Genomic DNA, 24,587 nt, shown 5'->3' with positions numbered 1-24,587 from the left:
CACGGCTAATCTATGCGCCGTTATTTAATCCAGCCTTTCTCTGAGTAAATTCCGGTTTGGCCTGGCAACCATTGACCTTATAACCCTGAGTGGTGAGAATGCCGGGAAAAGTTTTGAATTAGATCGCAAATTTTGGGCATTAAGCCCGTTGCAGTGCGACCGCAAACGCCGCACTGAATTAACGCCACTTGCACTCATCGGAACGCAAAAAGACGCGCCGAAGTAATAAAAGTGCAGGGCACACAGCAAATATCGTTAATGTCGTGACGTTCGTTGAGAAGGCCCGTCTGTTGATGCACCTACTCAGCCCCGGTCGGCATTTCTTGTTTTTGGTGATGAGCGCGATAAAGACGCCAGCGTTTTTTTAACGCTCATTACCAGACAGATAAAAATTTAATTTAAGTTCGCCGTGAATGACGTGGTGACGCTATTAAGCCAAATCACCACAAGATAAAACGTAACTGGCTGAAAATTAACTGAACTCTTACGAGCGCAGCGCAGCCTTTTTATGCCTGAAAAATGGGTTTATGCGTAGTCAGTAAACAGGTAGCTGCAAGCCTGGGGCGGTAGCCTGCCTGTTTTACCTGACGAAAGCAGAATAAATCTGCACGGTTTATTTGGCGATTATCTTATTTAGCGATCTTTTTACAGAGAATTAAAGGCCAGTTTTATTTGACCTGAGGAAACTCTGAAATAGACAGGCAATAAATGTTAAGCCGGGCGCAAGCAACGTGCACTGTTAATCACTGCAATGTTCAGCGAATACTTTTTCCGTCCGCAACTTTTACTCCGACAGAGTCCAGAGGTTATATGCAAAATCCCGTTAACGACGTTTTGATCAGCGTCATCGTGCCGGTGTATAACGCCGCGGCGTATCTGGAGCGATGCATTGACAGCCTGCTACAGCAGGAAGAAAGCCGTTTTGAAGCGATATTTATTAATGACGGCTCCAGCGATAACTCGCTCGCGATATTACAGAATTACGCTCACTACCCACATTTTCACATTATCGACAAAACCAACGGCGGCGTTTCGTCGGCGCGCAATCAGGGCATTCGCGCCTCGCGCGGCAAACTGCTGTGCTTTTTAGACGCCGATGATTTTCTGCCGGCCAGCGCGTTTGCCACCTATGTGCGGCTGATGCAAAACAACATCGCCATGGTGGGTGGGGAATCGCAGCACTTCACGCCGCAAGGCGATCCGCTCGATTTCCCGGCCAACAGCAGTGACGCGCGCCAGCTGACCGCTTCGGCGGCGATTAACGATCTGCTCTATTTCAATCCGCGTCACGGCATCTGCGACAAGGTGTTTCGTGGTGATGTGATTCGTCAGCATCAGCTCACCTTCAACGAGGAGATTTATAACTTCGAAGATCTGCTGTTTGTGGTCAATTACCTGCACCTGCAACAGGATCGTCAGGTGATCTTCACCCAGCAGGTGGTTTATTACTATGTGGAATCCACCAACTCCGCCACGCGATCGGCGTTACGCGAAAAGCATTTCTCCTTTGCGCGTTCGTTTAATGGCATGCAGGCGTTTTTATCCGCGCAGCATAGCCGCTGTTATTACCATCTCTATTTAAAAGTGACCTCGTCTTATATCTATAAAGCGCTGCACAGCGACGGATTCAGCCGCGCCTTTATTGATGAATATATTTCGCTCTACCGTCGCAGCTTCAAGTCCTATTTCACATCAGGATTGATGCTCAATCCGTGGAGCCTGTACTTTGCGCTGTTTTTTGTCAGTCCACGACTGGTATCGCGTCTGCGCCGCCTGGCACAGAAATAAACGCTGAGGTTGAGTTGTGAAAGATAAATTAAAAAATTCTATGTGGATGATCGCTGAAAAGCTGATTGCGGTGTTCGGCCTGATATTTGTCACCTCTTATGTGGCGAAATATGTGGGGCCCACCACCTTCGGCATTATCTCGATTTCGATGCTGGTTTTTCAGTTCATCCAAAGCATCGCGCTGATGGGCAGCGATGTGATTCTGCTGAAACGCTTATCGCAAAATCATCACTCCGGCATGCGCTTAATGATGGCGACCTTTCTGCTGGTGTTAGTGATTTACGGCATTCTGGCAGCCAGCGGCATGCTGATTATGGGCGAAGAGTGGAGTGCTGAAGCGCGGGTATTTGTCTGCGCAGCGGCGATTGCCTGTCTGTTTTCTTCGCTCGATCTGGTCAATATCTACAACGAGGCGATGCTTAATGCGCGCCTGAATGTCATCGCCAATCTGGCGGGGCTGGCGATCAGTTTAACCGTGCGCTTCTTTATTTCGTATTACGGTTTGGATCCGCAACTGTTGTCGATTCCGATCGTACTGGCGACCTTTATTCCTTTTGCCATCAAACTGACGATATTCCTGAAATACCATCGTCAGGTACCGATTCCGGCACTGCGCCAGATGAAGAAATATTCCCGCTATATGGTGGCGTCCGGTATTTCTTTGGTGTTTTCCGTGATTGCGGTGGCGATTTATACCCGCGTTAACCAAATCAGCGTGTCGTATTTCCTTGGTGTGAAAGAGGCGGGGATTTTCTCTGTCGCGCTGACGCTCGCCACCGCGTGGGTATTTTTACCCAATGCCTTGCTGGCTTCCTTTTTTCCGGCGTTCTTTGCCGAACGTGACGATCGGCAATCGATTATCAAAGCACAGAAATTACATCTGCTGGTGATTGGTGTCTCGTCGCTGGTGATTCTGGCGATTTGGTTATTGTCCGGATGGTTTATCCGTGACTTTTACGGTGCGGAGTATCTCGATGCGGTAGCGCCAACGCTGTTACTCAGCGTGGGAGCGATGTGCGCGGTGCTAAGCAGCGTGATGGATCGTTTCATTATTAAGTACAACGGATATCGCTATTTAGTGAAGAAAACCTTCGTGGTGTTATTAATTTGCGTGGCCTCCTCTTTATTGTTGGTTCCTTATTTCGGTTTAAATGGCGCGGCCATGAGCGTGGTATTAACCGAGTTTTTATCTTTCTCCCTGCTTAATTACTTTTTCCCTGCTCAACCCGTAATGCGTATTCATCAAATTTTTATCAATCCCAGGAAACTATGGCTGTTATTTAACAATATCAAAACCTCAGACAGTAAAGAGAGTTTATCATGAATGAAAAACCCCTGTTTAGTCTTATCATTCCCGTCTATAACTCACAAAAAACCATTAAACGTACCTTACTGAGCGTGCTTAAACAGACGTTCAGCAGTTACGAAGTGATTGTGGTTAATGATGGCAGCAGCGATTCAACCGCGAATATTCTGCAGGAGTTCAGTGCTTATTCGCAGGTCACGGTAATTCACCAAATTAATGCCGGTGTCAGCGCCGCTCGAAATAGCGGAATGCAGCAAGCCAGCGGTGAATATGTGTTATTCCTCGATGCGGATGATTGGGTGGATGATAACTTCCTGATGATCTTCAAACAGAATCTCGATGCCTGGCCAGCGGAATCTGTCGATTTGATGGTGGGCAACCTCAACGACAATCGCGTGGGCAAAGTGTCGCAGGCGGGCTTCTTCAGTCAGGAGGACATTCCTTATGTGCTCGGTGAGCTGGAGATGAGTGATAACATCGGTTATCTGCATAACAAATGTTATCGCCGTCAGATTATTGAGGAGTTGAACCTGCGCTTTTTGGAAGGTATCTCCATGAGCGAAGATTTGCTATTTAACCTTAAATTCTTCAGCTGCATTAGCAATTTTCTGGTCACGCCGGGTGCGGCTTATCATTATGAAGATGTGGCGGGTTCATTATCGAAGCGTAAAGTGCAATACAGTGAACTGAAAGTACGTAAACAGTTTCTCACCGCACTGTATGATTCGATCATCAGTAAATATCAGGCCAGCGATCTCGACTATTTCCTTAAAGGCATCTCCAAACGTGTGCTGGCGCTGGATATGCAAATCGTGACCGCAATGTATCACTCATCGTTTTCACCTGCGGATATTGCCCAGGAAATTGATCAAATAAAGCGGGGTAAATACTCAAAAGGTATTTTCATCCTGCTGAATAAAAATGAAAAATTGAAGTACATGATTATGAATTTGAATACACTCACAGCGTACTATTTTCTTTATGCACTCTACAGAATGCGCGCATTCTAATTAAATTCTCCCGGCGTTAGCCTCTGGACGCATTTGCTGTATCAGAGGCTAGTGGCCGGGGGAGTTGCTCTTTATGTCATCTGCACCACCCGTGGTAACAGCCCAGCGTTGCCACACCTTTCCATTTTCCTCACGCCTTTCTGCTGACTCCCCGTTACTCCTTCTTGCACTCATTCCGCGTCTCATGTCAAATAGCGCCCCATGCAATCGATTGCGCGCATGTTTCGTGCATTTACTGCGGCGCAAAACATCAGGATGCGTGAATTTCATCTCATGAAGCGTCATCCTTTGCGTTCCGGCCGGGCGGAGCAGCCCACGCCATGATTGGTAGCCATCTTTGTGGCTGCATGTTGATAAAGCTTGAAATTCTGGAGAGACAGATGGACAACTCACAAACCGGTACGCTTGGCACCGTAGAAACGGCGGCTAAGGGCTGGCGTAAGAGTGATACCGTGTGGATGCTGGGTCTGTACGGTACGGCGATTGGTGCGGGCGTGCTTTTCCTGCCGATTAATGCCGGTGCAGGCGGGCTGATTCCGCTGATTATCATGGCGATTCTTGCCTTCCCGATGACCTATTACGCGCACCGTGCGTTAACGCGCTTTGTGCTCTCCGGTAAAAATCCCGGCGAAGACATTACCGAAGTGGTGGAAGAGCACTTTGGCGTGGGCGCTGGCAAGATCATCACCTTGCTCTACTTCTTTGCTATCTATCCGATCCTGCTGATGTACAGCGTGGCGATCACCAACACCGTCGATAGCTTTATCGTGCATCAGCTGGGGCTGGTTTCGCCGCCGCGTGCGCTGCTGTCGCTGATTCTGATCATCGGCATGATGACGGTGGTGCGCTTTGGCGAGCAGATGATTGTGAAAGCGATGAGCATACTGGTGTTCCCGTTTGTGGCGGTGCTGATGCTGCTGGCGGCTTATCTGGTACCGCACTGGCATGGTGCAGCGCTGGAAACGTTGTCGTTAGATGCGAATGTAAGCGGCCACGGCATTCTGATGACGCTGTGGCTGGCGATTCCGGTGATGGTGTTCTCCTTCAATCATTCGCCGATTATCTCCTCTTTTGCTGTTGCCAAGCGCGATGAGTACGGCGCAGGCGCGGAGAAGAAATGTTCGCGCATCCTGGCGAACGCCCATCTGCTTATGGTCGTGACGGTGATGTTCTTTGTGTTCAGCTGCGTGCTGAGCCTGTCGCCCGCCGATCTGCAGGCGGCGAAAGATCAGAACATCACTATTCTGTCCTATTTAGCCAACCACTTTAATGTACCGATGATTGCGTGGATGGGGCCGATTGTGGCGATGGTGGCGATCACGAAGTCGTTTCTCGGGCATTATCTGGGGGCGCGTGAAGGGTTTAACGGCATGGTGGTGAAGTCGCTGCGCAGCCGCGGTAAAACCGTCACGCCGCAGCGTCTGAATCGCCTGACCACCGCATTTATGCTGCTGACCACCTGGCTGGTGGCGACGCTGAACCCCAGTATTCTGGGCATGATTGAAACGCTGGGTGGGCCGATTATTGCGATGATTCTGTTCCTGATGCCGATGTATGCCATTCAGAGAGTGCCGGCGATGCGTCAGTACAGCGGAAAAATCAGTAACGTGTTTGTGGTGATCGTTGGCGTGCTGGCGATTTCGTCGATTGCTTATTCGCTGGTCAGTTAAGCATACATATTAGAAAGGTCGCCAGGCATGGCGACCTTGTCATCATTACACCGCAGCCGTTTTAAACACACTCATCGACTGCGCCAGGCGATCCGCCTGTTCCTGCAACGCCTGCGACGCCGCTGAGGCTTCTTGCACCAACGCGGCGTTCTGCTGCGTCACCGCCTCCATCTGCGTAATCGCTGAGTTGATCTCGCTAATCCCGCTGCTTTGCTCGCTGCTGGCAATGGTGATTTCGCTCATAATATCCGCCACGCTCTTCACGCTGTTGACCACTTCACCAATCGTTGAACCGGCGTGCGTCACCAGACGGCTACCTTCATCCACCTGCGCGACCGAATCCTCAATCAACACCTTGATCTCTTTCGCGGCAGATGCCGAACGTGCCGCCAGATTACGTACTTCGGTGGCTACCACGGCGAAACCACGGCCTTGCTCACCGGCGCGTGCGGCTTCGACCGCGGCGTTAAGGGAAAGTATGTTGGTCTGGAAGGCGATGGAGTCGATCACGCTGATAATATCGACGATCTTCTTCGAAGAGAGCGTAATGGCTTCCATCTTCTCGATCACCTGTTCCATCACCACGCCGCCTTGCTTCGCCACGTTGGAGGTGTTGGCCACCAGCTGATTGGCTTCCCGCGCGTTTTCGGCGTTGTGCTTGACGGTGGCGGTCATCTGTTCCATCGCCGATGCGGTCTCTTCCAGCGAGCTGGCCTGCTGTTCAGTGCGTGATGAGAGATCGATGTTACCGCTGGAGATTTGATTCGAGGCGACAGCGATGGTATCGGAACCGGCGCGCACATCGGAAACGATAGTGAGCAGATTGTCGTTCATCGCCTGCAGCGCCTGCATCAGCACGGCGGTTTCATCTTTACCGCTGATTTCAATGTGCGAACTGAGATCGCCTGCCGCGACTTTCCCGGCGATTTCCACCGCTTCATTAAGCGGACGCACAATTGAACGCGTTAGCATAAAGCCTAATACGATGGAGGCTGCAATGGCGAGAGCGGAGAAGATTAGCGTCATCTCAATAGCGGATGAGCCGTTATCAATAATCTTCGCGCCTTCTTGCTGTAACTGCTGCGATTGCGAATCGGCAAACGCCACCGCGCTTGCCAGGAAAGCGTTTTGCGTATCGGTAATGGATTTCAGTACATAGGTGCTGGCGGCGTCTGCATCGCCAGCGCGTACCAGCTCAATCAGCTGATGTTTCTCGGCCTCGAATTTGTCACTGGCCGCCAGCAGCCCGGCGATTTTCTTTTTACCCACTTCGGTAACCTGTATCGCTTTGATTTTATTCATCGCGTTGTTGGTATGCTCAGTGGCTTCGGCGAGTTGCTGATAACGTTTAACGTTATTTTCCGGACGCGTGGTATCAATCACGATGCCACGCAGATATTTAATTTGATCGTTAACACCGTCACGGACGTCAAAACCGAGACGCACTTTTACGTAACGGTCTTCCACAATCGACGTAATACCGGTTTTGATGTTGTTAATTTTGGTAATCGACGTGATGCCGACAATGACTAACAGTGCCACCACTAAACCAAAGGCGATGCCCAAACGGACGCCGACCTTCATATTCTTTAAGCTCAACATTGGTTCTCCCCGTAATGCCAAAAATTGATGTTTTCAAGACGGAAAAGCAGGCAAGGTGCCCGCATCAGGTTGATGTTTTCTAAGGTAAAAATGGTTACGCAGCGTGACAGATCTGGTATGGCAGCACCAGCGCAAGCGCTATCAGTTATCGGTTGTTAATGTTTTAACTTTAATTTTTTAGAGATGCGTCACGGTTTGGTTAATGACGTTAACCTTGATTTTTGACTGGATGGGAAAGTGAGGCGGGAGGATCCTGGTTGAAGGGTCGCCAGGAATGGCGTAATGCCGATCAGTTAAGCACCTTATCAAATCACCGCACATTCCGTAGCGGCGCGATTTATCGCGCAATGAATTGCGCCGCTACACTGTGTGCTCTCGGTAATTAAGGGTTTTCAGGTCTTAACTGACAAGCATTACGCTATGAACGGTGGCGTTACGATAATTAACGCGGCTTTTTCAGCACGCCGTGGATCACATTCGACAGCTCGTTGATTTCGAACTTCGCCACGTAACCATCGGCACCGACTTTACGCACGTGATCTTCGTTGGCGCTGCCGGAGAGTGAAGAGTGGATCACCACCGGAATCTGGCGCAGGTTGTTATCGCGTTTGATGTTGCGCGTTAAGGTAAAGCCATCCATTTCCGGCATTTCGAGATCGGTCAGCACCAGCGCGATCTTATCGTGGATCGACTCACCGTTTGCAGCCGCTTCTTTCTGCATCTCGTTAATTTTGATCCAGGCTTCCAGACCGGTGTTGTGCATAATCGCCGGGATGCCCATGCTTTTCAGGCCTTGCTCCAGCAGCTGACGCGCCACTTTGGAATCTTCCGCCACAATCGCCACCTGGCCAGGCTTCAGATTGAAGTCTTTGGCGGTCTCCGCGCTTGGCTCAACGCCGCGCACTGAAGGAATGATGTCATACAGAATCTGCTCAACGTCCAGCACCATCGCCAGATTATTGCTTTGGCCGTCGGTATCCAGACAGGCGATGCTGGTGATGTTGCGGCTACCGATGCCCGCTTCCGCCGTGTGCACCTGGCTCCAGTCGAGACGCACAATGTTCTCCACCGATTCCACCGCAAACGCCTGAGTGCTGCGCGCATATTCGGTCACCAGCAGCAGGTTAAGGCCGGTTTCTGGTTTGCAGCCGGTGACGGCGGGCAGATCGATAACCGGAATAAACTGGCCGCGAATACTCGCCATGCCAAGCAGCGGCGATTGCATGCCAGCGGCGCGAGTGATGGTGGGCATCGGCACGATTTCACGCAGTTTAAACACGTTGATGCCGTACAGCTCAGATTTGCCTTTCAGCTGATCGGAACCCAGTCGGAACAACAGCAGTTCGAATTTATTGGAAAGCGCAAGGTTGGCGCGTTCATCGATCTCTTTCTGAAAATTATCCATCATGGCCTCGGAGCAGATCTGGGCTGAGTAAAGGGCAGGGCAATATCGCCATGATTAACTTATCGGCAGAAGAGAAAAAAAATGAAGGGGGAGATAACGGAAATTTTAGCGTGAGAGCGATCGCCCTCACGCGGGTACCCTTTACTTCAGCAGAATGGCGCGCACGCTTTTGCCTTTGATCTTGCCCTCTTTCAGCTTGATCAGCGCTTTCTTCGCCTGAGCGGCGTCGATGGCAACATAGGCGTGGGTGGCGGTCATATCGATCTTGCCGATCTGGTCGCCGCTAAAACCGGCTTCACCGGTCAGCGCGCCGAGAATATCGCCCGGACGGATTTTGGCTTTACGGCCGCCATCAATACACAGCGTCATTTTGGTCGCCGGCAACGATTTGGCGCTGGTGCCTTTCAGCGAGCTGGAGGAAACCCAATTGAGCTTCTGCTGCAGATACTCTTCCAGCGCATTGGCGCGCACCATTTCGTCGGGGGCGACAAAGCTTACCGCCAACCCTTTCTCACCGGCGCGACCGGTACGGCCGATGCGATGAATGTGCACTTCCGGATCCCACGCCAGCTGGAAATTCACCACCAGCGCCAGCGATTTAATATCCAGACCGCGTGCAGCGACGTCGGTGGCGATCAACACGCGGATGCTGCCGTTGGCGAAGCGAATCAGCACGCGCTCACGATCGCGCTGCTCCAGATCGCCATGCAGCGCTAACGCACTGATATCACGCTCGTTCAGCGCGGCAGCAACGTCGTCACACTCGCGTTTGGTGTTACAGAACACCACGCAGGAGGCCGGTTGTTGCTGGCTGAGCAGCGCGCCGAGCAGGCTGTGGCGCTCTTTGGCGCTGGCTTCAATAAACTGCTGCTCGATGGTCGGTAACTCGGTTTTATCTTCGGTGGCGACTGCCAGCGCATCGCGCTGAAAACGCTGGCTGAGACTGGCGATGGTATCCGGCCAGGTGGCAGAAAACAGCAGCGTCTGGCGCGTTTCCGGCGTAAAGCCGATGATCGCTTCCATATCGTCGCGGAAGCCCATCTCCAGCATGCGATCGGCTTCATCCAGCACCAGCGTTTGCAGCTGGCTGAGATCAAGGTTGTCACGCTTCAGGTGATCGAGCAAACGGCCCGGCGTGCCCACCACGATATGTGGCGCATGCACTAAGGAATCACGTTGCGCGCTCATCGGCTGGCCGCCGCACAGCGTCAGAATTTTGATGTTGCGGGTAAAACGCGCCAGCTGACGCAGCACGTTGCTGACCTGATCGGCCAGTTCACGCGTCGGGCACAGAATCAGCGCCTGAGTGTGGAACTGGCTGTTATCGATGCGGTTCAGCAAACCCACGCCAAAGGCGGCGGTTTTGCCACTGCCGGTTTTCGCCTGCGCACGCACGTCGCGCCCTTCCAGAATCGCGGGCAGGGAAGCGGCCTGAATCGGCGTCATGGCGTCGAAACCCATCTCGCGCAGGTTATCGAGTTGGCTGGCGGGCAGTTGCGTCAGGGTAGAAAAAGCAGTCACGGGAAAGTCTCTAATTGCGGGTAGGATGGCGGCGGTCAGTCTGGCAGAAAGGGGCGTCATCGGCAATGGCAAAAACGCTTCTGCTGCCTGCCTGAAAACCGTTAGCGTTATAGCAGGCTTGTCTCGTTTTTATACGCATACTGTTGCGAAGTTCTAATGCTTTTATGGTTGATTTTATTCTGCAATGAAGGCGCTAAACCTCGACATATTCAACGAAAAAGGAGAATTAGCGTTATTAAACAAGCATTATCAGGGTTTGTTAATGCTTACTTATAAGTATTGTGCTAATGAATGGCTTCGCTTAGGTAAAATTCTGATTAAAACGAATAGCCGATTTGCTTTATATTTACCCCGCCGTTTGGCTAATCAGTAAATACCCATAATATTTCAGAGGTCATTTCATTGAGTCATTATGTCCAGGGACAAAACGAAGACATTCTGAAAATCGTCGGCCGCGCCGTGTTAACGCTGCATCTGCATGGGGAAACCTTATCTTCGGATAAAGTCAGCTCTATGATTGCCTGTTACGCGGAAGAAGAGCCTGTCAGCGACGATGAAAACCAGCGGCTGTATGCGCTGGCGATTCAGATGCTTTCGTAAAATCCAGCACTCATCGGGTGTGCGCATGCCGCCTGTTTATGTCGTACGTAAAGCCTCCTTGCGGAGGCTTTTTTGTTGGGTGCCTTCAGCCACGCGCCGCTACGGGAATGTGCGATTTTCGGCTTACGCACTGAACACTGGCAATCCGCGGTGGAAGGTGGCGCGGACCGGGGAGATGCGGGCAACGGCTTCGGCGGAACAGCTGGCCTCGACCAGCATCATGCTGGCTTCATCGTCGACCTTCGGCCACTGACGTTCGCCCTGATTCGACAGCGGCAAAATCCCGCCGGTGGCGATATGCAGCGCGCGGCTCAAACCGAACTCATCGGAACCGCGATACAGCTGCGCGTACAAATTGGCTTTCTCCAGCATGCTGCCGGTGCCAAACGGTGACCAGTGATCGATCACGCTGTCCGTGCCGGTCATCACCGTGATGCCCGCCGCCTGCAACTGCGGCAGCGGCATGGTCAGCTTGCCAATCGGAATGGTCGACGCCACGCTCATCTGCTGCTCGGCCATGCCCGCAATCATCTGATCCAGCGCTTTGCCTTCCAGCGTGCCGAGCGCAAAACCGTGGCTCAGCGTCACTTTACCCTTCAGCTGCGGGTTTTTCGCGATGGTATCGATCATGTACTGAATGGCCGCCACGCCGGATGGCGAGGTTTCGTGCAGATGGATATCCACGCCGCGCTGGAAATCGAGGGCGATCTGGAACATCGCATCCAGCGACGCCTGCATCGCACCATCCACGTTGGTCGGATCGAGCCCGCCGACAAACTGCACGCCCATCTGCATCGCTTCGCGCATCAAGCCATCAACCTTCGAGTGCAGCAAACCGTGCTGCGGGAAGGCAACGATTTCACACGGGAATTCCGGATGATTCGCTAGCGCCAGCTTGAGATGCTCAAGGCTTTTCAGGCCGCTCACCGGATCGATATTGCAGTGGCTGCGCGCTTCTGTGGTGCCTTTGCTGTGCAGCAAACCAATGATCGCTTCGGCACGCGCCTGCGACGTTGGCAGCAGTTGCGGGATCAGCACCTGTTCGCGCGCAATCATATCCATGATGGTTTTGCCCTGACGCGGACGTGGCGCTTCCCACGGACCACCGTAAAAGGTTTTGTCGAGATGGATATGCATATCACGGGTGCGCGGCAGCAGCAGGGCGCCGTTGGCATCCCACTGAGGCAGATTGGTGTTGCGCGCTTTGCCTGCGGCATCAATCGCCGCGAAAGTGCCGTCTTTGATGGTGATGTCGTACAGCGCGGTGCGTGTGGCGATCACCTCTTTACCGTCGCGCTCAAAGCCCTCTTCGAGGCGGACATTGAGCAGCTGGTAGTGCGCAACGCGCGGTGGCGGCGTGTGCGGCTGTGTGCTGTTAGCGAGCAGCGGTGAAGCGGGTGCAGCGCAGCTGATGCCGGCGGCCAGCAGGCTTCCGGCGGCGGTCAGACTAAGAAATTCACGACGGCTGGGAGAGGTCAGTTGCATCAGCGGTTCCATCAAATGAGAAACGCTTAATCTGGCAAAACTCAACGCAGCGCGCTGCGATATTTGCCACTGGTTAGCAGTGGAAAAATCACTGCCACTGCAGCTGACAAAAGGTCACCAGCGCGGCGGCCAGCGTCTGCTGCAGTTCGTCCTGCGGCGCACGGCAAAATAGCGCCAGTTCAAAATGGTTGATGGTGGGTAAACCATGGGCTTCCCCTAATACGCGATGCTCAGGCAAGCGGCAGCTGGCGGGCAGCAGCGTTAAGCCCAATCCGGCGGCGCTGGCGCTGGCGAGCGCCACCAAACTGGCGCTGCTGTAGCTGATGCGCCAGCTGCGGCCGAGGCTATCCAGCGTTTGCGCCATCTCCTCGCGATATAAACCGAGCTGCGGGAACACCACCAGCGGCACCGGCGTTTGCTCAAAGCAGGGATGTGCGGCGCTGTCCAGCCATAGCAGCGGCTCGGGGCGCGCAGCCAGCGGACGTTCACCGCCCGGCTGTTTGATCAGCATGATATCCAGCTCCTCACGCTGCCAGGCGCGATGCAAATCGACATACATGCCGCTCATCACATCAAGGCGCAGTTGCGGATGATCGCGGCTGAACTCCGCCAGCAAACCGGCGGTCGGCGCGGCGAAATCTTCCGGCACGCCAAGGCGCAGCACGCCGTCGCGCCATTTATCGCTCAGCACGTCGTGCGCTTCGCCGTTTAGCGCGATGATGCGGCGCGCATAGCCCAGCAGCTTTTCGCCCTCTTCGGTGAGCGCCACCTGATGCGACGTGCGCTGCAACAGCGGTTTACCGATCATCTCTTCCAGCCGACGCACCTGCTGGCTCACGGTGGATTGCGACAGATGCACGCGATCGGCGGCGCGGGTGAAGCTGGCGGTTTCGCACACCGCGACAAAACTCAGCAGTTGCTGCGGGGTGAACATCGGTTGACGATTCATTTTTCCACTGATCACTATGGTGTTATTTCATTTCCAAATAGTAACAACTGCTGCGATGCTGACAACCTCTTTGCAGCTGGATTGTGTATGAATCGACATTTCAACGGATTAACGCTCGCCGCTTTGGTATTGGCTGGGCTGAATATGCGACCGTTACTCACTTCTCTTAGTCCATTACTCGGCCAGCTTCGGCAGATGATGGGCCTCTCTTCACTGGCGGCTTCGCTGCTGCCTGCGGTACCGATGGTGATGATGGGCGCGGTCGCGCTACTGAGCGCTTCGCTGATGCAGCGCGTGCCGCTGCAACGCTTGCTGCTGGCCGGATTGACGCTGCTGCTGCTGGCGCTGGCGGCGCGTGGCGTGATCCACGACGGCAGTTGGCTGGTAATCAGCGCGCTGTTTGGCGGCCTTGGCGTGGGCGTGGTACAGATGGCGATGCCGGGCCTGATTCGTCAGCGCTTTGCACAGCGCAGCGCGCCGGTCACCGGATTGTGGGCCGGTGCGCTGATGGGCGGCGGCGGTTTAGGAGCGGCGTTATCGCCGTGGCTCAGCGATCATTTGGGCGAGCCGCTGGCGCTGAGCGGCTGGGCGCTGCCGGTGCTGCTGGCGATTGGATTGTGGTTATATGTGCGGGTGCCAACCGTCGCCAGTACGGAAAACGTTGCGCTGCCGTCGCTGTGGCGCACGCCGCGCGCCTGGACGCTGGCAATCAGTTTTGGACTGGTGAACGGTGGTTACGCTACCTGTGTTGCGTGGCTACCGGATGCCTATCATCATCTTGGCTGGTCGGCGCAGGCCGGCGGATCGCTGCTCGGCGCAATGATTCTGTGTCAGGTTGCGGGTGCGCTGTTGATGCCGCTGCTGGCGCGTAAGGCGGATCGCCGTCCGCAGCTGATTATCAGCCTGGTTTGTCAGCTGATCGGCATGAGCGGCTTTCTGTTTGCTCCACTGTTCGCGCCGTGGCTGTGGGCGGCGATTGCCGGATTTGGACTGGGCGCGGCATTCCCGCTGGCGATGGTGCTGGCGCTTGATCACCTGCCGCATCCGCAGGCCGGTGCACGGCTGGTGGCGTTTATGCAGGGCGCGGGCTTTATCATCGCCGGCTGCATGCCGTTTATCGGCGGTCAGCTGCAGGCATTAACCCACAGTTTTTCCAGCGTCTGGCTGATGCAGGCGGCGGTGACGGTCGGGCTGATTTTGCTGAACCTGCGCTTTCATCCGCGCAGTTATGGTCGGGCCTTTGGCCGGACTGCGGCGTAATTGGTCCTACCAAAAGATTCAAATGTGGCCGCGTCGTCACATAACCTGAAAAATCCCGCCTGTTTCGTTGCATCGAAGTAACAAAGCATTAACCATTCTCCTCCATTAAGCCCGCCACGCTGCATTTTGGTCCTACCAATGCAGCATGGTGGGGGAGCCTTTCTCAGGATAATGCGATGACCGAAAATACGCTGCGGGCGCGGCTCTGCGCCTGGATTACCGAGCATCAGCTGGAGCCGGGCATGCGGCTGCCGTCCGAACGCGCGCTGGCGGCCGAGTTCGGTTCATCGCGATCGTCACTGCGCGAGGCGATCCAGCAACTGATCAGCAGCGGCGTGTTGATCAGTAAACGCGGTGGCGGCACCTGGCTACGTCAGCCGCAGCAACCGTGGTCGGAACAGCGCATCGTAGAGCCGATTCGCCAACTGCTGGCTGAAGATCCCGATTATCGCTACGACATCCTTGAAGCGCGTCACGCAATAGAGGCCAGCACGGCGTGGCATGCGGCGTTGCGCGCCACCGAAGCCGATAAAGAGCGGCTGGCTTACGCCTTTGATGCGCTGCTGAAGATTAAGCAGAGCGACGATGCCGATCTCGCGGCGCAGGCCGATCTGCGTTTTCATCTCGCCATCGCCGAAGCCTCGCACAATGTGGTGCTGCTGCAGACCATGCGCGGCTTTTTCGATCTGTTGCAATCCTCGGTGCTGCACAGCCGTCAGCGCATGTATACCCATCCGGTGATTTTTAATCGTCTTAACGAACAGCATCAGGCGATGTTTGATGCGGTGATGGCCGGTGATGCGGAAACGGCGCGCCAGGCGGCGATGGATCATCTCGGCTTTGTTCACACCACTATGAAAACCCTGCATGAAGATGAGGCGCGCCAGGCGCGTATTACGCGTCTGCCGGGCCACCAACCTCAGCACAAGGAAAATAACGGATGATCATTTCTGCTGCCAGTGACTATCGCGCCGCGGCGCAACGCATCTTGCCACCGTTCTTGTTTCACTATCTGGATGGCGGCGCTTACGCCGAGCACACGCTGAAGCGCAATGTCGCCGATCTCTCCGACGTGGCGCTGCGCCAGCGCGTGCTGAAAAACATGTCGGAGTTGAGCCTCGAAACCAAGCTGTTCAACGAAACCCTGTCGATGCCGCTGGCGCTGGCGCCGGTCGGCTTGTGTGGCATGTATGCGCGCCGCGGTGAAGTGCAGGCGGCGCGCGCGGCGGCGCTGAAAGGGATTCCGTTTACGCTCTCAACCGTGTCGGTTTGCCCCATCGAAGAAGTGGCGCCGGCCATTAATCGTCCGATGTGGTTCCAGCTCTATGTGCTGCGCGATCGCGGCTTTATGCGCAACGCGCTGGAGCGCGCCAAAGCCGCCGGCTGTACCACGCTGGTGTTCACTGTCGATATGCCGACGCCGGGCGCACGCTATCGTGATGTGCACTCCGGCATGAGCGGCCCCAATGCGCCGCTGCGTCGATACTGGCAGGCGGCAACCCATCCGCAATGGGCGTGGGACGTTGGTTTACATGGCCGTCCGCACGATCTCGGCAATATCTCTACCTATCTCGGCAAACCGACCGGGCTGGAAGATTACATCGGCTGGCTGGCGAACAATTTCGATCCGTCGATTTCCTGGAAAGATCTGGAGTGGATTCGTGAATTCTGGGATGGCCCGATGGTGATTAAAGGCATTCTCGACGCGGAAGATGCGCGCGATGCGGTGCGATTTGGTGCCGATGGCATTGTGGTGTCGAATCACGGCGGGCGTCAGCTGGACGGCGTGCTGTCGTCGGCGCGCGCGTTGCCGGCCATTGCCGATGCGGTGAAAGGTGATATTACCCTTCTCGCCGACAGCGGGATTCGCAGCGGGTTGGATGTGGTGCGGATGATCGCCCTCGGTGCCGACAGCGTGCTGCTGGGACGCGCATTTGTCTATGCGCTGGCAACGCACGGTCAGCGCGGCGTTGAAAATCTGCTCAACCTGATTGAGAAAGAGATGAAAGTGGCGATGACGCTGACCGGCGCGAAATCGATCAAAGAGATTACGCAGGCTTCGCTGGTGCAGGCTAACGCGCTGTTGAGCGAGGCGGGCTTGAGTCCGGCGCGTCCACGCGCGGTGAGCTAATCCAGCAGAATGAGTCATGTTGTCTATACTCAATAGCTGTCGAACACAACAGGAGGAATGACATGACCATTCATAAGAAAGGATCGGCCCATTGGGAAGGCGACATTAAAGGCAAAGGTACGGTAAGTACCGAAAGCGGCGTGTTGAGCAATCAACCGTACGGTTTCAATACCCGTTTTGAAGGCCAGAAGGGCACTAACCCGGAAGAGCTGATTGGTGCTGCGCACGCTGCTTGCTTCTCAATGGCGTTGTCATTGATGTTGGGCAATGAAGGGCATCCGCCAACAAGCATTGATACCACCGCGGATGTGTCGCTGGATAAAAAGGGTGACGGTTTTGCCATCACCAAAATCGCGCTGACCAGCGCCATCGTCTTACCGGGCATTGATGACGCGAAGTTTGATGAGATTATCCAGAAAGCCAAAGCGGGCTGCCCGGTTTCTCAGGTACTGAATGCTGAAATCACGCTCGACTACACGCTGAATAAATAATCGCCCAAATGGGTGACCAGCGTTAGAATCAACGGTGCGCCTTAGGGCGCACCGTTGCTTTCTGTCGTCTGGAGGATGCGTGGCAAAAAAACTGGCTGCAACCAAACACTGGAAAATGATCGTGGTGCTGTTGTGCATCTGCGGGGCGTTGATGCTGATTCGCTGGGCAGCGATGATATGGGGATGAAAGAGTGGATCAGCAGCCACAAGCTTGGCGTGTTGGTGATGGTGATTTTGGTGCTGGAGTTACTGCACTACCTGCTCACGGCGTCATGGTTCCCATGGCAGATTGGCTAATCAATCAGGCGTACTCACCGTCTGTCTGGCGTACGTTACGCGCACTGCTGCGCGCAATGCGATACGCCTTGCGTGGATCGCCCGCCACGAACTCAAACGTGGGCGAGAAATAGAATGGCAGCCAGCCGCCGAAGCCGCTTTCCCATTCCCAACGTACGGGGCAGGGCCAGAGAATGCCATCATACAAAATGTAATAAACCCAGCGTCCGTTTGGACGACGGGGGCGAGATGTTTTCATTGGATTCACAACGATGATAGTGAAAAGCAGCTTATATTTTGAACGCTACAACCCATTCTTGCAATGCCGTTTGGCTACTATTTGCGCAACTTTAATCAAGCTGGCACCGAATTAACGGTGCACTTCGCCACAAAGTAAGACCACATTTGGCCGCACTTTATGGATGCGATCGGCCATCTGCTCACAGGCCACTTTGGTCGGATAGATACGCTCCGAAACCGGTAAGGCATCACAGGCATCATGCCCACATGCGCTCACTAATAAAACAAAACCAATCAGCATAATCAGACTCCTTTAACACCTTCTCGCTGGTACGGAATGTGTGGCTGGTCGTTCCCTTTTTTGATCCAGTATAGCTAAACGAGTTGAGAGTCAATTATCACCCTGAGCGGCTTTCTTGTCCGGCTCGCAAGATTATACGTATCGCAGTGCGCAACCGTAGCTCAATCTGGGCTAAACTATGCGGCCCTGATAAAAACGATGAGTGAGTTAACATGTCGAACGAAATTGCCCAACCAGCCAGCAGCCCAAAACAAGCCGCCTTGCAACTGGTGATTGAACTGGTGCGCGCGGGAAAACTGAGCCCGCTGCACGGTGATGCTTCCAACATGATTTCAATCTACGAACAGTTCAAAAACCATTTCGAAGCGGAAAAAGAGTAATTTTTGTGCCAGCGGTCGCCATGAATGGCGGCCCTAGGCGATCTCATCCGTGTGGGTGCGGTCGTACTCTTCCTGCGCGCGTTCCAGTGATGGACCGTGCTCCAGCGCCCAGTCATACAACGCGACAAACGGTTGTTGCAGCGTCTGTGCCAGCGGCGTCAGGCTATATTCCACACCGATCGGCGCGGTGTTCAGCACTTCGCGATTCACAAGCCCATTACGCTCCAGCCGCTTTAACGCATCCGCCAACGCTTTGTGAGTGATGCCATCCAGCCGACGACGAATCTCGTTAAAACGCGACGGCTTAGTACAAAGCACGGTGAGAATTAAAATCGACCATTTATTGGTGATGTGCTCCAGCACCGGCCGGGTTTTTCCTACATCTCTCAAGCTGCTACCGTCGATCTCTGCCATGGCGATATACTCCGCGATATCTGGTATAAATGAAGTGCGTAATTGTTATTAAGTATAAAATATATACCATCAGCTTTCTACCCAAACAGGAGAGAGCAGATGAGCAGACTGGATAACAGAGTGGCAGTGGTACTGGGCGGCGCAAAAGGAATTGGTCTGGCAATCAGCCAGCGTTTTGCCAGTGAGGGCGCTACCACCTGGTTTACCTCGCGCCGTGACGAGGAGTTACAGACCGCCAGCAGCAGCATCAGCGGCAACGCGCATCCGCTGCGTGCCGATGTGAGCCAGCAGAGTGAATTGACGCGCATTATTGAAACGATCACGCGTGAATCCGGCCAGCTGGATGTGTTGGTGATCAACGCTGGGATGGCGGAGTACGCCACCATCGATGAGATTAGCGCTGAGCATTTTGATCACATCTTCGGCCTCAATGTGCGCTCGCCGGTGTTTGCTCTGCAGGCCGCGTTGCCGCTGCTGAAGCCCGGCGCCAGCGTGGTATTGATTGGTTCGATTGCCGATGTGATTGGCACCGAAGGTTACGGCGTTTACAGCGCCAGTAAAGCCGCACTGCGATCTTTTGCCCGTACCTGGACGCGCGAGCTCTCTGCGCGCGGCATCCGCATTAACGTGGTGGCGCCCGGCCCGATCGATACCGATATGATGCGGGCGGCTTCTGAAGAGGTGCGCAACGGCATCACCAGCACTATTCCGCTCAGCAGAATGGGCAAGCCCGAAGAGGTGGCCAACGTCGCGCTGTTCCTCGCCAGTGACGAGAGCAGTTACATCGCGGGCGCAGAAATCTGTGTGGATGGCGGTTTGACACAGGTGTAAGCATCATACATAGCCATCTTAGGATGGCTGTTTTGCTTTGCTCAGGCGAAATACCAGGCGGGCAGGATAGCGATTAAATTGTTCAGCGTGTGCAGGAAAATCGGTAGCGCCAGGCTGTTGCTGCGCAGGCGCGCGTAGCACAGCAGCATGGAAAACAGCGTTAAGGCAACCAGCGTTTCCCAGTGCACATATTGGGTATGCATCGCGGCGAACAGCAGGGAGGTGAGCAGCATGCAGGCAAAACGGCTTCTCGGCGCCCACAACAGAAAACCTTGCAGTAAAAATCCCCGGAACAGCACTTCTTCAAACACCGGCGCCAGCAGCACGGCGGTGAGCAGCAGAATCAACATCGAGCTGCGTCCCTGCTGCGATTGCGCAATCAGCCAGCCTTCGGGTTGCAGAAACTGCGTCTGCGCCACCATCAAAGCAAACAGTAAACCAATAAACAGCAGCGCCTGCATCGGCCGCACAAAGCCCAGCGGAATGTCGCTGCGACGCTGACAGTAAAAACGGTACAGCGGATAAATCACCGCAAACTCCACCAGGCAAAGCACCGGCATCAGCAAGCCGTTGGTACGCAGCATCCCGTAATTGGGAAACAGCGTAACCAGCATGGTCACAAGGTAATAGACCACAAAGCTACCCACGTAGAACAGCGTTAACGTAACTTTGTCGGATTGGGTGTCCATAGGCGACTCAGCGAGCAGAGGAGAGCGCATAGTAGCAACGCCGATCATCCCTGTCGAGGTGGCGTGCTGCACATTTGCGCTGCTCAAATATTCCACCAACAAGACTAAATCTGCGGCGCTCGGGGCCGATAACCGATCAAACCCTTACAGGGTGGAGATGTGCGCAGTCTGCGTTGTCATCCGCCTTTTTTTGCTGCCTGTATTCTACGAGCAATGCGCATGAATTCTGAGTTTCACCGGCACACGGCACTGGCCGCCAGGACCAATATGGAAGCACACACGGTAAGGCTGACGCGGCGCAGTCTGCGCACCTTATCCTCGCTGCTGTTTGGCGTGCTACTTCTTTCTGTGGTGATGGTGTTAGTTATCGCCCATCGACAAAACATCGACTCAATCCAGCAGGATGCCAATCTGATGCGTCAGGCGTGGCAGCAACAGCAGCAACAGATGCTCGTCGATGCGCGCGATTATGCTAACTGGGGCGAAGGCTGGAAGAACCTGCATCTGACGGTCAATAAGGTTTGGGCGTGGGACGAAGAGAACTTTGGTCCGGGGCTTTACAAGGAGTATCACTACGACGGCGTGTTCGTGGTCGATGGCAATGGGAAAACCCGCTATGCGGTGATTAACGGTGAATTATCGGATGCTTCGATTGAGAGCTTGTTAGGCGCACAAAGCAACGTACTGCTAAGCGCGGCGCGCTCACGGCATGACGCCGTTGCAGGCAATGCGCTGGTGGAGAGTAACCCGGCGATTGTCGTGGCCGCGCCGATTACGCCGGGCAAAGGACAGGATTTGCCGACGATGCCCGGCCCCGCTTCGGTCATGGTGTTCGTTAACACTTTCACGCCACAAAAATTGCAAACGCTGGGCAAAGCCCTGAATGTGATTGAACCGCGCATCGCTAGCGATTTAAACGATGCGCGGTTTGAGCCACGGCTGGTGGAGCCGGTGCTGCAGGGCGAACCCCTGGTGCTGCGCTGGCAGCCGAAAAATCCCGGCTTCGGTGTGATGTGGCTGATGATGCCGCTGCTGCTGTTCACCGCGCTGGCGGTGGCGCTGGTGACGCGTCGCGTGCTGCGGCATGCACTGCACAACGCGGTGATCTCCGATCGTCGCTTTGAAATGCTGGCGATCAGTCAGCGTGAGTTGGCCAACAGCGAAGAGCGTTTTCGCGATCTGGCGGAAGCCGCGTCGGACTGGATTTGGGAAGTCGACGCACAGGGCCGCCTCTGTTATCTCTCGTCGCGCTTTGCTGCGGTGACCGGCCATGAAGTGAAAAGCTGGATTGGACGTCCGCTCGATCAACTGCTGAGCCATCCCAGCCATTCGCTGGTCTCCTGGCTGATACGTCAAGGCGAAGAGGTGAAACATGTGCCGCTGCGCTGCCAGTTTATGTCGGCCAACGGCGAGCGCCGCATTGGGCAGTTAATGGCGAAAGCCATTCGGCGTAATGGCTTGCGCTCGGGTTTTCGCGGCACGGTGTCGGATATCACTCATGAAGTGGACGCCGAAGCGCGCATTCAGTTTCTGTCACGTCATGACATGCTGACCGGCCTCGCGAACCGCATGCAGCTGCAGGAGTATTTAACCGCGTATCTGGAGTGCGTCAGCGCGGATGATCCGCTATTTGTCATCAGTTTCGATCTCGATCAGTTCAAACCGATCAACGACACGTGGGGCCACGCGGTCGGTGATGACGTTTTGAATGAGATCTCGACACGGCTGAAAAGCTTGCTGGCGCCGAATGAACTGGCGGCCCGGCTCGGCGGCGATGCCTTTATTTTGCTGCTGCGCGAAAGCACGCGGGCGGGTGTGGAATATCGCTGTCGTGCGCTGCAGCGCATGGTGCATCAACCGATCATCAGCGGATCGCATCAAATCAGCCTCACCGCCAGCATGGGCATTGTATCAGCACCGCAGGATGCGGCTCAGCCGGAAGCGCTGTTACGCCTGGCCGATATTGCGCTGGCTCAGGCGCGCAGTGCCGGACGCGATCGGTGGGTTTGGTACTCCACCGATATGGCGAACCATCTGCAGTCAAAACGCGACATGGTGCAGGCGATTGAAGGCGCGCTGCACAATCACGCCTTCACGCTGCATTACCAGCCGCGCTATCAGCTGCAAAGCGGGCAGCTGGCTGGCGCTGAAGCGCTGATTCGCTGGCAGATAGCCGACGACCAATGGATCACACCCGATCGCTTTATTCCGTTAGCGGAAGAGAACGGCCTGATCGCTGCGATCAGCGATTGGGTGCTGATGCGCGCATGCGTGGACGCCCGCGACTGGGGCGAACAGCGCTATGTTTCCGTGAATATTTCGCCGGTGGAGTTTCGTAATAACGATCTGGTGCAGCGCGTGGCGCATGCGCTGGAGGTGAGTGGATTACCGGCCACACGGCTGGAGCTGGAGATCACCGAAAACGTCACTTTTGAGAATCCGGATCGCGCATTGGAGATCATGCAAGGCCTGCGCGCGCTCGGCGTGCGGCTGACGGTGGATGATTTTGGTACCGGCTATGCGGCGTTGGGCTATCTGAAAACCTTCCCATTCAACGGCTTGAAGATTGATCGTTCATGGATGAAGGAGTTCCCGGAATCGCAGCAGGCGCAATCGGTGGTGGCGGGGATTGTCGGCCTGGCGCGCGCGTTTGCGCTGACCATTACCGCTGAAGGGATTGAAACCGAAGCACAGCTAAAGGCGCTGAAAGCGCTGTCGTGTGAAGAAGGGCAGGGATATGTCCTTGGCCGACCCATGTCGCTGGCAGCCTTCAATGCGCGGTTACAGGAAGAGGAAACCGTCAATTGATTTTGCACACATTGTAGCGGCGCAATGCATTGCGTGATAAATCGCGCCGCTACGAAATGTGCGCGGCTTTTTAACGCACTCTGATCGCAACAAACGTCATCAGAGCGGCGAAGCCAACAAAAATCACCAGTTCCATCATTGCCTCCTCGCTAAGAAAATTCTTAGTTAATTGTAGTGGCTGGCGGATTGATTTTTAGACAGTGCGTGCGATTAATCCTAACTTTTGAGAAGAAGATCGCCCTTTTGAGCTGATTAGTGCGACCAATCTGCTGTAAAAATTTCCGTTTCACGGTCACGCTTTGCTACTCTCAAAAACCGGTTGTCTATTTATCCAGGAGGAGAAACTTGTGACCCATTATGGAAAAGCGCTACTGGTAACGGCCTTTTTTGCCCTGACCGCGTGCCAGTCAGCCAGCAAACCTGACGCCAGCGCGGCTGCCAGCCACGATCCGGAAACCGATCAGTGCGGCGCATCGCAATACCAAAACTACGTTGGTCAGCCATTATCGACGCTCGACAACAAACGCTTCGCGGTGCCCGTGCGTGCTATTCCGTGGAATTCAGCGGTAACGATGGATTTCAATCTGCGTCGGATAAATTTCGCGGCGGATCAAAGCGGTAAAATTTCCCGGGTGTACTGCGGATAACAAAAAAACGACATTGCATTGTCATCTGGCTGTCACAGCGCCGGGCGAGGATAACTGCGCACTACGGAGATTTCCTCGTCACTCTCGAATATGCAATGTTCGTCTTATTTCTTCCCGCTGCGGCGGGAATTTTTTTATCTTTCGGCCTGCAAGGCTGATGGAGGAGTGATGATGAGAACGCGTGGAAAATTGCTGCTGTTAACGCTGTTGTTGAGTCCGCTGGCGCAGGCGTCGAGCGAAGCCGCATGGCAGCAGAACGACAAAAATATGCAGCAAAGCTGTCTCAAGGCCAGCGGCCTGAAGACAGCGAAAGTGGTGGGTAAGCCGATTCAGTATGATGACAGCGTGGGCTTTGATGCGCTGCTGCTGGAAGGTCGCTATCCGCAAAAGCACATGAAAAATCAGGTCGGACGCGAACTCTGCCTGTACCAGCGTCAAAGCGGCAAGGCATTTGTCAGCGAAGCCGACCATCTGCGTGCGGTAAAATAGTGGCGTGGGCCGCTATTTCTGCGGCCCCGATTCCAGCAGTTTTGCCAGTAAGTTGCGGTAGCTCTGCAGCTGCTGTTCATCCCCTTCAAATTCCAGCTTATCAATCACGCGCGCAATAATCGCTTTGCTGGTGGCAGGCTGTCCGTCATCCATCAGTTCGCGCATGATCGCCGCTAACAGGTCGCTCTCATGCGGTGCATGCCAGGCTGGGCTATTAAAATAGTCGGTAATCGCCCGACTGGCGCTGTTTGGCTGGGTTCTCATAGCTGACCTCCGCAGAGACAACGATGCCCA

25 protein-coding genes are annotated in these 24,587 nt (G+C 54.6%); 15 read left to right on the top strand and 10 right to left on the bottom strand.

Annotation, left to right across the window (positions count from 1 at the left end; all coding sequences use genetic code 11):
- Positions 1-810: 810 nt before the first annotated feature.
- The 4 genes from Q3H59_RS15860 (at position 811) to Q3H59_RS15845 (ending at position 5,774) form a co-directional block, all read left to right on the top strand.
- Positions 811-1,788: a glycosyltransferase gene (locus Q3H59_RS15860; protein ID WP_101762501.1), complete on the top strand. Its 978-nt coding sequence runs from the start codon at positions 811-813 to the stop codon at positions 1,786-1,788.
- Positions 1,789-1,804: 16 nt separating this feature from the next.
- Positions 1,805-3,112 carry an oligosaccharide flippase family protein gene (locus Q3H59_RS15855; RefSeq protein WP_192415371.1) on the top strand — a complete coding sequence of 436 codons (1,308 nt, stop codon included), beginning with the start codon at positions 1,805-1,807 and terminating at the stop codon, positions 3,110-3,112.
- Positions 3,109-4,104 carry a glycosyltransferase family A protein gene (locus Q3H59_RS15850; protein WP_101762499.1) on the top strand — a complete coding sequence of 332 codons (996 nt, stop codon included), beginning with the start codon at positions 3,109-3,111 and terminating at the stop codon, positions 4,102-4,104. The genes Q3H59_RS15855 and Q3H59_RS15850 overlap by 4 nt, the downstream gene beginning before the upstream one ends.
- Before the next feature lie 380 nt (positions 4,105-4,484).
- Positions 4,485-5,774 carry an HAAAP family serine/threonine permease gene (locus tag Q3H59_RS15845; RefSeq protein ID WP_309835781.1) on the top strand — a complete coding sequence of 430 codons (1,290 nt, stop codon included), beginning with the start codon at positions 4,485-4,487 and terminating at the stop codon, positions 5,772-5,774.
- Between the two features lie 45 nt (positions 5,775-5,819).
- Here the strand turns inward: Q3H59_RS15845 and Q3H59_RS15840 are convergent, their stop codons facing one another.
- The 3 genes from Q3H59_RS15840 to dbpA form a co-directional block, all read right to left on the bottom strand.
- Positions 5,820-7,376, bottom strand: a complete 1,557-nt coding sequence (locus Q3H59_RS15840) for a methyl-accepting chemotaxis protein (RefSeq protein ID WP_110867787.1) — start codon at positions 7,374-7,376, stop codon at positions 5,820-5,822.
- Positions 7,377-7,818: 442 nt separating this feature from the next.
- Entirely contained in the window at positions 7,819-8,781 is a 963-nt protein-coding gene (locus Q3H59_RS15835) for a chemotaxis protein (protein ID WP_008105989.1), read from the bottom strand.
- 141 nt (positions 8,782-8,922) lie between these two features.
- Positions 8,923-10,302 carry an ATP-dependent RNA helicase DbpA gene (gene dbpA / locus Q3H59_RS15830; protein WP_101762496.1) on the bottom strand — a complete coding sequence of 460 codons (1,380 nt, stop codon included), beginning with the start codon at positions 10,300-10,302 and terminating at the stop codon, positions 8,923-8,925.
- Positions 10,303-10,704: 402 nt separating this feature from the next.
- On the opposite strand from dbpA, the gene Q3H59_RS15825 reads away from it, so the two are divergent.
- A complete protein-coding gene (locus Q3H59_RS15825; protein ID WP_039333073.1) occupies positions 10,705-10,902 on the top strand; it encodes a hypothetical protein in 198 nt (65 codons plus the stop codon).
- A gap of 123 nt (positions 10,903-11,025) precedes the next feature.
- Here the strand turns inward: Q3H59_RS15825 and Q3H59_RS15820 are convergent, their stop codons facing one another.
- On the bottom strand, positions 11,026-12,387 hold the full coding sequence (locus Q3H59_RS15820) for an amidohydrolase family protein (protein WP_309835776.1): 1,362 nt from the start codon (positions 12,385-12,387) through the stop codon (positions 11,026-11,028).
- An 88-nt stretch (positions 12,388-12,475) separates the two neighbouring features.
- Positions 12,476-13,336 (bottom strand): LysR family transcriptional regulator, encoded by an 861-nt coding sequence (locus Q3H59_RS15815; RefSeq protein WP_309835774.1) that lies wholly within the window; start codon positions 13,334-13,336, stop codon positions 12,476-12,478.
- 87 nt (positions 13,337-13,423) lie between these two features.
- Here Q3H59_RS15815 and Q3H59_RS15810 point away from each other — a divergent pair, with 87 nt between their 5' ends.
- The 5 genes from Q3H59_RS15810 (at position 13,424) to yniD (ending at position 17,405) form a co-directional block, all read left to right on the top strand.
- Complete coding sequence (locus Q3H59_RS15810) at positions 13,424-14,596, top strand: cyanate transporter (RefSeq protein ID WP_192415367.1); 1,173 nt, start codon at positions 13,424-13,426, stop codon at positions 14,594-14,596.
- A gap of 176 nt (positions 14,597-14,772) precedes the next feature.
- Positions 14,773-15,540, top strand: coding sequence for a transcriptional regulator LldR (gene lldR / locus Q3H59_RS15805; RefSeq protein ID WP_101762492.1), 768 nt, complete (start codon positions 14,773-14,775; stop codon positions 15,538-15,540).
- Positions 15,537-16,727, top strand: a complete 1,191-nt coding sequence (gene lldD, locus Q3H59_RS15800) for an FMN-dependent L-lactate dehydrogenase LldD (protein ID WP_309835768.1) — start codon at positions 15,537-15,539, stop codon at positions 16,725-16,727. The genes lldR and lldD overlap by 4 nt, the downstream gene beginning before the upstream one ends.
- A 62-nt stretch (positions 16,728-16,789) precedes the next feature.
- Complete coding sequence (locus tag Q3H59_RS15795; RefSeq protein ID WP_101762490.1) at positions 16,790-17,218, top strand: OsmC family protein; 429 nt, start codon at positions 16,790-16,792, stop codon at positions 17,216-17,218.
- Positions 17,219-17,297: 79 nt separating this feature from the next.
- Entirely contained in the window at positions 17,298-17,405 is a 108-nt protein-coding gene (yniD, locus tag Q3H59_RS15790; protein WP_021507251.1) for a small membrane protein YniD, read from the top strand.
- A gap of 114 nt (positions 17,406-17,519) precedes the next feature.
- On the opposite strand, the gene Q3H59_RS15785 is transcribed toward yniD, so the two are convergent.
- Together Q3H59_RS15785 and Q3H59_RS15780 are read right to left on the bottom strand one after the other, a co-directional pair.
- Positions 17,520-17,753, bottom strand: a complete 234-nt coding sequence (locus Q3H59_RS15785) for a hypothetical protein (protein ID WP_110867781.1) — start codon at positions 17,751-17,753, stop codon at positions 17,520-17,522.
- Between the two features lie 111 nt (positions 17,754-17,864).
- On the bottom strand, positions 17,865-18,035 hold the full coding sequence (locus Q3H59_RS15780) for a hypothetical protein (RefSeq protein ID WP_007887091.1): 171 nt from the start codon (positions 18,033-18,035) through the stop codon (positions 17,865-17,867).
- Positions 18,036-18,247: 212 nt separating this feature from the next.
- Between Q3H59_RS15780 and Q3H59_RS15775 the strand changes: the two genes are divergently transcribed.
- Positions 18,248-18,415 carry a hypothetical protein gene (locus Q3H59_RS15775; protein ID WP_167391189.1) on the top strand — a complete coding sequence of 56 codons (168 nt, stop codon included), beginning with the start codon at positions 18,248-18,250 and terminating at the stop codon, positions 18,413-18,415.
- A 33-nt stretch (positions 18,416-18,448) separates the two neighbouring features.
- Here Q3H59_RS15775 and Q3H59_RS15770 read toward each other — a convergent pair whose 3' ends face one another.
- Positions 18,449-18,829: a helix-turn-helix domain-containing protein gene (locus Q3H59_RS15770; protein ID WP_309835764.1), complete on the bottom strand. Its 381-nt coding sequence runs from the start codon at positions 18,827-18,829 to the stop codon at positions 18,449-18,451.
- Between the two features lie 99 nt (positions 18,830-18,928).
- On the opposite strand from Q3H59_RS15770, the gene Q3H59_RS15765 reads away from it, so the two are divergent.
- Positions 18,929-19,660, top strand: a complete 732-nt coding sequence (locus tag Q3H59_RS15765; protein ID WP_309835761.1) for an SDR family oxidoreductase — start codon at positions 18,929-18,931, stop codon at positions 19,658-19,660.
- Positions 19,661-19,701: 41 nt separating this feature from the next.
- Here the strand turns inward: Q3H59_RS15765 and Q3H59_RS15760 are convergent, their stop codons facing one another.
- Entirely contained in the window at positions 19,702-20,349 is a 648-nt protein-coding gene (locus tag Q3H59_RS15760; protein WP_101762487.1) for a CPBP family intramembrane glutamic endopeptidase, read from the bottom strand.
- A gap of 219 nt (positions 20,350-20,568) precedes the next feature.
- Here Q3H59_RS15760 and Q3H59_RS15755 point away from each other — a divergent pair, with 219 nt between their 5' ends.
- The 3 genes from Q3H59_RS15755 to Q3H59_RS15745 all read left to right on the top strand — a co-directional run bounded on the left by Q3H59_RS15755 (position 20,569) and on the right by Q3H59_RS15745 (position 24,293).
- Positions 20,569-23,157 carry an EAL domain-containing protein gene (locus Q3H59_RS15755; protein WP_309835757.1) on the top strand — a complete coding sequence of 863 codons (2,589 nt, stop codon included), beginning with the start codon at positions 20,569-20,571 and terminating at the stop codon, positions 23,155-23,157.
- Between the two features lie 347 nt (positions 23,158-23,504).
- Positions 23,505-23,804, top strand: a complete 300-nt coding sequence (locus Q3H59_RS15750; RefSeq protein ID WP_101762485.1) for an I78 family peptidase inhibitor — start codon at positions 23,505-23,507, stop codon at positions 23,802-23,804.
- A 171-nt stretch (positions 23,805-23,975) separates the two neighbouring features.
- Positions 23,976-24,293: a hypothetical protein gene (locus Q3H59_RS15745; RefSeq protein ID WP_101762484.1), complete on the top strand. Its 318-nt coding sequence runs from the start codon at positions 23,976-23,978 to the stop codon at positions 24,291-24,293.
- A gap of 12 nt (positions 24,294-24,305) precedes the next feature.
- Here the strand turns inward: Q3H59_RS15745 and Q3H59_RS15740 are convergent, their stop codons facing one another.
- Positions 24,306-24,557, bottom strand: a complete 252-nt coding sequence (locus Q3H59_RS15740) for a biofilm development regulator YmgB/AriR family protein (RefSeq protein WP_192415359.1) — start codon at positions 24,555-24,557, stop codon at positions 24,306-24,308.
- Positions 24,558-24,587 lie beyond the last annotated feature (30 nt).

It is taken from the genome of Pantoea sp. SORGH_AS_0659 (assembly GCF_031453915.1).
In the GTDB taxonomy this organism is placed as follows: domain Bacteria; phylum Pseudomonadota; class Gammaproteobacteria; order Enterobacterales; family Enterobacteriaceae; genus Pantoea; species Pantoea leporis.
This window is presented reverse-complemented; position numbering and strand designations above follow the sequence as displayed.